This window comes from Treponema sp. (assembly GCF_045641405.1).
GTDB lineage: Bacteria > Spirochaetota > Spirochaetia > Treponematales > Treponemataceae > Treponema_D.
This window is the reverse complement of record NZ_JAZUGX010000002.1, coordinates 1-2,439: the sequence shown is the minus strand read 5'-3', so window position 1 is coordinate 2,439 and position 2,439 is coordinate 1. Positions and strand designations below refer to the sequence as shown.

The window sequence follows — 2,439 nt, the reverse complement described above, 5'->3', positions numbered from 1 at the left end:
ATCTCTTTCATCCTGCCAGCCTGTAACAACATAGGCTTTTTTGAATCGTCCGAAGTTATAAAACAATACAAATACCGTACCTCCAAGAAACTTGAAAGTAAACTCTGTTTCATCTTCAGACAATTGAGGGATTTCGATGTTGTAGCCCTTTGCAAATAAGGTGTAAGACACTTCCAAAGTGTGCGGCACATGAACAGTAATATTGTATCTCACATTTTATTTTATACACTATTTTTTAATAAATGTATAGTTAGAAATATTGATTTATTTCGTTTAATACATTATATTTATTTTAGTACATTTTTAGAACTACAGTGTACTGATATTTGTCTCCCAGCAAATACTTCTAAGTTCTACATCATAGGAGATTTACACATGGACAAGAACAATCCATTCGAAAAGCCAGTATCCAAGGATGAATTCAACGGATTCTGGATTCCACACCACAATGCAAAGGTGTTTAAGCGTGGCCTTGAAGAAAACAAGGCTCCATTCCTTCCAGACGCTACTGGAAGCATTAAAGCAGAACCAATTTACAATGCGGCTTCTGGTTACTGTCTCCCTGCCGGCCGTCTTATTCCAGTTCAGTTTGCCAAGATGGAAAACAACTACAATTCAAATATTGTAATTCCTCGTTCAACAGTAACTGCATTGGAAAACAGTATCAAAGAAAATGAAAAAGGCGTTTTCTACAATTTCAAGGATGAACAGGGTGAAATTCATGTGGCTTCACTTTTCTTCCCTGAACAGACTCAGAATCCTGAAGGTGCTATTACAGCAACAAAAGACAAAATTCAGCAGATGGACAATCTTAAAGATGTTTCTATGGTAATCGCTTCAAGTGATCCAAAGGAATATCTCGGAAGTTACATTGCTGCATGTCGTTCTGGTATGAAACTTTCTGTTGATCCACAGATTGCAGAAGAATTCAAAAGCAAGATTATGCCAACTTTGGAAAACGATATCCGCGATCCAGAAAAGCGTGACAAGAATCTTCCAACCCTCTCAAACATTCTCTTTGAAGCTGATAAACGCGGTTCAGAAATCTGCAGAACTCTCGCTGCCGAAAACACTCAGTCAGCTGCACCAAAGCAGAAAAAGCCTGAAATGGAGATGTGTTTTTAGCATCTGAATTCATTAAAAGGTGTAAAGACAATTTGTTTTTGCACCTTCCTTTTTTCTATTCATTAAAAACAGCCTGCCCAAGGATGTTTAATGACAGATTATATTCAGACCAAATGGCGTGATGGTTCTGCATTCAATCACAACCTCACTTCTGATGAATATTTCTACAACCAGATTTTTGAGGCCGTAAAGAAAAATGTTTCGGCCGGTACATTACCACAGTTCTCAAGAAAAACATCATCTATGCCTGTTGAGCTTTCAACCGGGAAAATAATAAATGATGAAAACCTGATTGCTCTTGAACAGATTGCTGCAAGCAATAATTACAATTCTTCAGTTTGGATTTTTGGCGATGTCCTGGAAAAGTTGAGAAGCGAAGGTATCAGACTCAATTTCAAGAAAGATGCCCAGCCAGCTCTATGTATCACAAAATATGCAAATGCAACTCATCTGTTTGGTAATGAACTTTATATTGCTGAAGGTGGAGCAAAAACAAAAGCACAGTTTCTTTACAACCTGGATTCTCTTGATGAACGCTCGCAGGAAGCAGTCAAAAAGCATGTTAAAACTGCTCAGGAAAATGTAGAAGCCTATTCAAATGAGAATTTCAGTAACTATATAAGCAATGTAAAAAAAGCCCGTACAGAAAAAGTTCCTGCTCTGGAAGACTTAAAGAATTCCCTACGAGTTGTCTGTGAGAAAGCTGCTGGAATTTACACCACTTCACCTGACAATTCGAACAAGATTGATTTTACAACTCTGGTTAATTCTCAGGCACGACACGTTTGCAGTCTGGCCACAGGTTCTTCAATAAGAAATGAAATCAATCCACAGGCTGAAGCCAACTGTTATTCCATGTTTGAAAGGATCATTTCCGAAACAGCAAATCAGGAGATTGAACCATGGAAAGCTGGAAAAGAAATCTGCAAGGCACTACATGCTGGAACTCAATACGCAAAATCCTATACGGCAAAAGACTTCAATCTGGAACATCGGAAGATCCGTGATGAAACACATTTGAAGAATCAATCAACAAGCAAAAATCGGGACTCAGGAATGAGTCGTTAACAACTGCACTTACAACAAGGAGATACAACTTATGGCAGAAAACACAACAACTCCAGTAACTATGGAGATTATCAACAGCGAACAGTTCAAAAGAGCTAACATTCGCTTTAACGGAAAACCAGCTGAAGAAATCCGCGAGGAACTCAAGAAAGAAGGCTGGTTCTATTCAAGAAATCACAACGTATGGTATCCGAAGAACGATGCTGCAGAAAACAGCCTCAACTTTGCAAACCATATCAAAGAAAC

Annotated in this window: 2 protein-coding genes and 1 pseudogene; all 3 read left to right on the top strand. The window is 38.4% G+C overall.

From position 1 onward, the window contains the following. Positions 1-375: 375 nt before the first annotated feature. Complete coding sequence (locus ACKI39_RS00430) at positions 376-1,125, top strand: hypothetical protein (protein ID WP_407396549.1); 750 nt, start codon at positions 376-378, stop codon at positions 1,123-1,125. A 90-nt stretch (positions 1,126-1,215) separates the two neighbouring features. After that, positions 1,216-2,193: a hypothetical protein gene (locus tag ACKI39_RS00425; RefSeq protein WP_318693460.1), complete on the top strand. Its 978-nt coding sequence runs from the start codon at positions 1,216-1,218 to the stop codon at positions 2,191-2,193. 31 nt (positions 2,194-2,224) lie between these two features. After that, a pseudogene (locus tag ACKI39_RS00420) lies at positions 2,225-2,439 on the top strand (LPD16 domain-containing protein); the annotation flags it as partial.